At 70.8% G+C, this 5,976-nt stretch carries 6 protein-coding genes, 1 pseudogene and 1 riboswitch; of the genes and pseudogenes, 5 read left to right on the top strand and 2 right to left on the bottom strand.

What is annotated here, in order from left to right; genetic code table 11:
- Positions 1 to 341: pseudogene (locus tag DQW85_RS29295) on the bottom strand (hypothetical protein); the annotation flags it as partial.
- Positions 342 to 504: 163 nt separating this feature from the next.
- Between DQW85_RS29295 and DQW85_RS29290 the strand changes: the two are divergent.
- On the top strand, positions 505 to 1,443 hold the full coding sequence (locus DQW85_RS29290; protein ID WP_113703083.1) for a YihY/virulence factor BrkB family protein: 939 nt from the start codon (positions 505 to 507) through the stop codon (positions 1,441 to 1,443).
- A 59-nt stretch (positions 1,444 to 1,502) separates the two neighbouring features.
- Positions 1,503 to 1,585: riboswitch (ZMP/ZTP riboswitch) on the top strand.
- A gap of 24 nt (positions 1,586 to 1,609) precedes the next feature.
- Positions 1,610 to 2,863 (top strand): serine hydroxymethyltransferase, encoded by a 1,254-nt coding sequence (gene glyA, locus DQW85_RS29285; RefSeq protein ID WP_113703082.1) that lies wholly within the window; start codon positions 1,610 to 1,612, stop codon positions 2,861 to 2,863.
- A gap of 84 nt (positions 2,864 to 2,947) precedes the next feature.
- On the opposite strand, the gene DQW85_RS29280 is transcribed toward glyA, so the two are convergent.
- On the bottom strand, positions 2,948 to 3,175 hold the full coding sequence (locus DQW85_RS29280; protein WP_113703081.1) for a hypothetical protein: 228 nt from the start codon (positions 3,173 to 3,175) through the stop codon (positions 2,948 to 2,950).
- 131 nt (positions 3,176 to 3,306) lie between these two features.
- Between DQW85_RS29280 and DQW85_RS29275 the strand changes: the two genes are divergently transcribed.
- From DQW85_RS29275 to DQW85_RS29265, 3 genes are all read left to right on the top strand, one after another.
- Complete coding sequence (locus tag DQW85_RS29275; RefSeq protein WP_113703080.1) at positions 3,307 to 4,290, top strand: ABC transporter permease; 984 nt, start codon at positions 3,307 to 3,309, stop codon at positions 4,288 to 4,290.
- Positions 4,291 to 5,139: an ABC transporter permease subunit gene (locus tag DQW85_RS29270; RefSeq protein ID WP_113703079.1), complete on the top strand. Its 849-nt coding sequence runs from the start codon at positions 4,291 to 4,293 to the stop codon at positions 5,137 to 5,139.
- 8 nt (positions 5,140 to 5,147) lie between these two features.
- Positions 5,148 to 5,976 (top strand): ABC transporter ATP-binding protein (locus tag DQW85_RS29265; protein WP_162795469.1); only part of this gene is annotated, 829 nt, incomplete at its 3' end.

Raw genomic sequence — 5,976 nt, 5'->3', positions numbered from 1 at the left:
GGGCGCCCGGCGAGCCCGCGCAGCAGCCGTGGCCGCACCGCGTCCTGCGCGGCCGACAGGCCCTCGCGCGACGCCGCGATGATCCTGCCGTCCGAGTCCACGACGAGGACCGGGGTGTCGTACAGCTCGTCGTAGCGGATGAGGTCGGCCGTCAGGCGCACGGTCCGGCCCGACGAGAGCGCCGACTCCGCCACGTCCGCGAACCGGGCCGTGTCGTCGGCCCTGCTGATGAACAGCTCCTGGGACGCCTGGTCGGCGCCCGCCACCGCGAGAGGCAGGCCGAGCGCCACCACCAGCCCGGCGACGAGGGCGAAGACGATGACCAGCAGCCGTCTGCGCACGCGGCCCCCCTTTCTCCGGTTCCATCTTCGCGGCCGGCCCGCCGACCGGGGAAGGGGACGGCGGCGGGTGGCGGGGTGGTGGGTGGGCATGCCCGTCCCGGAGCGGGGTACTGGACCGCGGACGTAAGCTTGCCTGAAAGTTCCTGCGAATCCTCTGGGTGCCATGACGTCAACCGACGCGCCCGCGCGGCCCAAGCGGCGGCTCGCCGCCAACGTACGAGCCGGTATGAACTGGGTCTGCGACACCAAGCACTGGGCCATCCTCCGCGCGGCCACCAACGCCGGCATCACCTATCGCGTGACCGGCCTGGCGGGCGAGGCGGCCTTCTTCGCGCTGCTGTCGCTGCCCCCTTTCGTCCTGGGCCTGATCGGCGTGCTGGCCAAGGCGGGCACCTGGCTCGGCAGGGAACGGGTCGAAGAGGTGCGCCAGTGGGTGGTCGACCAGGCGGGCGTGCTGTTCACCAAGGAGACGATCGACTCCGTGGTGAACCCGCTCATCAACGACGTGCTGAGAGACGACGCCAGCAAGGTCTCGATCATCTCGCTCGGCTTCCTGCTGTCGCTGTGGTCGGGCTCGCGGGCGCTCTACGTCTTCGTCGACCTCATCTCCGTCGCCTACGGCCTGGGGGAGGAGCGCGGCATCGTCCGCACCAGGCTCATGTCGTTCGGCCTGTACATCGTGGGGCTGGTCATCGGCATCATCGTCATGCCGACCCTGGTGATCGGGCCCACACTGCTCAAGCACACCCTGCCGGCCGAGTACGGGGTCATGGTCGACCTGCTCTACTGGCCGGTGGTGATCACCGGGTCGGTGCTCTTCCTGACCGTGCTCTACCACGTGAGCGTGCCGGTGCGCACCAAGTGGTACCGGGAGCTGCCGGGGGCGATCCTGGCGCTGATGCTCTGGATCGCCTGCGCCGCCGTGCTGCGCGCCGTGCTCGCGGCGTGGTTCTCGCCCGTCTCGGTGTACGGCTCGCTGGCCGCGCCCATCGCCCTGCTGCTCTGGCTCTACATCACCGCGCTCGCCGTGCTGATCGGGGCCATCCTGAACGCCGAGGTGGACCGGCTCTGGCCGGGCGTGAGCCGTACGCCGGGCACCTGACTCGCCGGATGGACCCGCCCCCACGCGGAAGTGAGCCGTGCCGGCACTTCCGCTATCGTCTAAACCGACGCGACTGGCGCATGAAGGTGGGCTCACCACCAGGGAGCGAAAGGAGCGGAGGCCGTGCGCCTGGGTCTTCGCACATGTCAATGATGACAGGAGAGTCATGAGTTCTCTCGCTAGCGTCGACCCGCGGATCGCCGAGCTCATCCAGGCGGAGGAGCGTCGCCAGGCCGACACCGTCAAGCTCATCGCCTCGGAGAACTACGTCTCCAAGGCGGTCCTCGAGGCCACCGGCACCGTCCTGACCAACAAATACTCCGAGGGCTACCCCGGCAAGCGCTACTACGAGGGCCAGCAGGTCATCGACCAGATCGAGACCCTCGCCAACGAGCGGGCCAAGGCCCTGTTCGGCGTCGGCCACGCCAACGTGCAGCCCTACTCCGGCTCCCCGGCCAACCTGGCCGTCTACATGGCGTTCCTGCAGCCCGGCGACACCGTGATGGGCATGGGCCTGCCGTTCGGCGGCCACCTCACGCACGGCTGGTCCGTCTCGGCCACCGGCAAGTGGTTCAACCCCGTCCGCTACGGCGTGCGCAAGGACACCGGCCGCGTCGACCTCGACGAGGTCCGCGCGCTGGCGCTGGAGCACCGGCCGAAGCTGATCTTCTGCGGCGGCACCGCGATCCCGCGCACCATCGACTTCGAGGGGTTCGCCTCGATCTCCCGTGAGGTCGGCGCCGTCCTCGCGGCCGACATCGCGCACATCGCCGGCCTGGTCGCGGGCGGCGCGCACCCGTCCCCGGTGGGGCACGCCGACGTCATCTCCACCACCACCCACAAGACGCTGCGCGGCCCGCGCGGCGCCATGCTGATGACGTCGGACGACGCGCACGCCGCCGCGCTCAACAAGGCGGTCTTCCCGGGCCTGCAGGGCGGCCCGCACAACCACACCACCGCCGCCATCGCCGTCGCCCTCCACGAGGCCGCCACCGACGAGTTCAAGGCCTACGCCCACCAGGTGGTGGCCAACGCCAAGGCGCTCGCCGACGAGCTCGCCGCCCGCGGCTTCGACCTGGTGTCCGGCGGCACCGACAACCACCTGATCCTGCTCGACCTCACGCCCAAGGGCATCGGCGGCAAGCCCGCCGCCCAGGCGCTCGACCGGGCCGGGCTGGAGACCAACTACAACACGGTGCCCTACGACACCCGCAAGCCGTTCGACCCGTCGGGCATCCGCATCGGCACCCCGTCCGTCACCTCGCGCGGCATGGGCGAGGCCGAGATGCGGCAGATCGGCGCCTGGATGGACGAGGTCGTCACCGCCCTGGCCAAGGGTGACGCCGACGGCGTCATCACCCGCGTCCACCACGAGGTCAGCGAGCTCACCGCCCAGTTCCCCGCCCCCGGCCTGTCGTAGCGCCCACCCCACACCCGAGGGCCCGGCCTGGCGTCCCAGGCCGGGGCCCAGGTCAGGCCCGGCGTCCCAGGCCGGGGCCCGGGGTCAGCCCGGCGGGTGCCGTTCCACCCGGCCCAGGCCGCAGCTCTCCGGCGACACCACCTCGGCGTCCGCGATCGTGCACGTGGGGTCGCCGAGGGAGCGCACGACGTACCGGTCCACGCCGTCGCGGCGGGCCCGATGAGCGCGCTGGTCCACACGGTCGATGGCGCCCCGCTCGTCGACGAACGCCTTCCCTTGCCGGGCTGCCCGCGCCGCGCCATGCGGACTCATACTTCCTGACTCATCGAAACCCCCGTCCGAGGCCCGAATTTTCGGGATCTTGTTGGGTCGTTTGTCGCTTTTCGATAATCGTGCCACCCGTCGCCGATCACATACGGGCACGAGAGATCGAGGTCTGCTGAATGGTGAAGTTCCTGGCGCGGCGGCTGCTGAACTACCTCGTCCTGGTCTTTCTCGCCGCGAGCCTGGCGTACGGGCTGGCGGCCACCGCGCTCCATCCGCGGGCGAACTACGAGGAACGCAACCCCCGGCCGCCGGTCGCGGCGATCGACGCGACGCTGAGCGCGCTCAACCTCAACGACAAGGAGCCTCTCCTCCAGCGGTACGGCGTCTGGGTCGCCGGGGTGCTGCGCGGCGACTTCGGCAGGACGTGGGAGGGGGACTCGATCAACGAGCAGATGGGCCGCCGCATGTGGGTCAGCGTGCGGCTGCTGTTCTTCGGCGTCGTGCTCGGCTCCGTCGCGGGTGTGCTGGTCGGCGCCTACAGCGGGTTACGGCAGTACAAGCCCGACGACCGGGCGATCACCGTGGTGTCGTTCGTGGTGCTCGCGATGCCGACGTTCGTGCTCGGCACGGCCCTGGCCATCGGCGCGACCTGGCTCAACAGGACGCTGGGCGTGTCGTTCCTGTCGATCACCGGTGAGTCGACCCCGGGGCTGGAGGGCGGCTTCCTCGTCACGCTGGCCGACCGGGTGGGCCACCTGGTCGTCCCGACGCTCACGGTGGCGCTCGGCCAGATCGCCGCCTACAGCCGCTACCAGCGCAGCATGATGCTGGACGTGCTCGGCCAGGACTACGTCCGCACCGCCCTGGCCAAGGGGCTGCGACGCCGTACGGCCATGCTGAAGCACGCGCTGCGCACCGCGCTGATCCCGGTCGCCACGTTCTTCGCCTACAGCTTCGGGCTGCTGCTGGTCGGCTCCACGTTCACCGAGAAGATCTTCGGCTGGCACGGCATGGGGGCCTGGTTCGTCGACTCCGTCACCAGGCAGGACACCAACGCCGTGGCCGCGGTGTCGCTCTTCAGCGCCGTGCTCGTGCTGCTCGCCGGGCTGCTGTCCGACGTGATGTACGCCGCGCTCGACCCGAGAGTGCGGGTGAGCTGAATGGCTCCCATGGCCTCGCGCGGCACGCTGGTGCTCCGGGCGATGATCCGCAGCCCCGAGACGATCGGGGGGCTCGTCCTGCTGACGGCGCTGGTGCTGCTCGCCCTGGTCGGGCCGTCGATCAGCCCGTGGGCGTACGACCAGAAGGACTTCACCGCGCTGCTGTCGCCCCCCACGGCCGAGCACTGGTTCGGCACCTCCCAGATCGGCGCCGACCTGTTCGCGCAGACGGTCCGGGGCATGCAGAAGTCCCTGCTCATCGGCCTGCTCGTGGCGGTGATCTCCACGGCGCTGGCGGCCGTGGTGGGCGCGTTCGCGGGTTACTTCGGCGGCTGGGCCGACCGGATGCTCATGTGGGGCGTGGACCTGCTGCTGGTGCTCCCCGGCTTCCTGATCATCTCGATCCTCTCGCCCCGGCTGCGGGGCAGCGGGTTCGTCGTGCTGGTCCTGCTGCTGGCCGTGTTCGGCTGGATGCTCACCGCGCGGATCGTCCGCGGCCTCACCGTCTCGCTGCGGGAGCGGGAGTTCGTGCAGGCGGCCCGCTACATGGGCATCTCCGGGCCGCGGATAGTGCTGCGGCACATCATCCCGAACCTGTCGTCGTTCCTCATCATCGACGGCGCGCTGAACGTCAGCGGCGCGATCATCGGCGAGGCCGGGCTGTCGTTCTTCGGTTTCGGCGTGCAGCCGCCCGACGTGTCGCTCGGCACGGTCATCGCGGCCGGCGCCCCGGCGGCGATCCCGCACCCGTGGCTGTTCGTGTTCCCCGCCGGGGTGCTGATCCTCATCGTGCTCAGCGTCAATCTCATCGGCGACGGGCTGCGTGACGCACTCGAAGGGAGATCCTGATGCCTGAAATGACAGCGCTGTCAATCCGTGATCTTCAGGTCACCTTCCCCGGCGGAGTGCACGCGGTGCGCGGCGTGACCTTCGACGTGGCGCCCGGCGAGGTCCTGGGCATCGTGGGGGAGTCGGGCTCCGGCAAGTCCGTCACCTCGCTGGCCGTCCTCGGCCTCCTGCCGCCCGGCGCGCGGGCCGACGGGTCGGTACGGCTGGCCGGCCGCGAACTGATCGGGCTCGACGAGCGCGAGCTGGCGGCGATCCGCGGCCGGTCGATCTCCATGGTCTTCCAGGATCCCCTTTCGTCGCTCACCCCCGTCTACACCGTGGGCCACCAGGTGGCGGAGGCCGTGCGGGCGCACCAGGACCTGCCGAGGGACAGGGCGTGGACCCGGGCGGTGGAGCTGCTCGACCTGGTCGGCATCCCCGAACCCGCGACGCGGGCCAGGGCGTTCCCGCACGAGTTCTCCGGCGGGATGCGCCAGCGGGTCATGATCGCGATGGCGATCGCCAACGACCCCGAGGTGATCATCGCCGACGAGCCGACGACCGCCCTGGACGTCACCATCCAGGCACAGGTGCTGGACGTGCTCAAGACCGCGAGGCAGGCCACGGACGCGGCGATCCTCATGGTCACCCACGACCTGGGCGTGATCGCCGGGATGGCCGACCGGGTGCTGGTGATGTACGCCGGAAGACCCGTGGAGATCGGGCCGGTGGACGAGGTCTACGCGCGGCCGCGCATGCCGTACACGGTGGGGCTGCTCGGCTCGGTCCCGCGGCTCGACGTCGGGGCGCGGCGGGCGCTGGCGCCGATCGAGGGCGCCCCGCCGAGCCCGGCCGCCC

The sequence above is a fragment of the Nonomuraea lactucae genome, assembly GCF_003313395.1.
Lineage (GTDB): Bacteria > Actinomycetota > Actinomycetes > Streptosporangiales > Streptosporangiaceae > Nonomuraea > Nonomuraea lactucae.
The sequence above is the reverse complement of the archived record's forward strand: the minus strand, read 5'-3'. Positions and strand labels throughout refer to the sequence as shown.

Excerpts from the sequence above, each read along its gene's own strand:
- DQW85_RS29290 (WP_113703083.1), top strand. The coding sequence starts at position 505 with ATGACGTCAACCGACGCGCCCGCGCGGCCCAAGCGGCGGCTCGCCGCC.
- glyA (WP_113703082.1), top strand. The coding sequence starts at position 1,610 with ATGAGTTCTCTCGCTAGCGTCGACCCGCGGATCGCCGAGCTCATCCAG.
- DQW85_RS29280 (WP_113703081.1), bottom strand. The coding sequence starts at position 3,175 with ATGAGTCCGCATGGCGCGGCGCGGGCAGCCCGGCAAGGGAAGGCGTTC.
- DQW85_RS29275 (WP_113703080.1), top strand. The coding sequence starts at position 3,307 with ATGGTGAAGTTCCTGGCGCGGCGGCTGCTGAACTACCTCGTCCTGGTC.
- DQW85_RS29270 (WP_113703079.1), top strand. The coding sequence starts at position 4,291 with ATGGCTCCCATGGCCTCGCGCGGCACGCTGGTGCTCCGGGCGATGATC.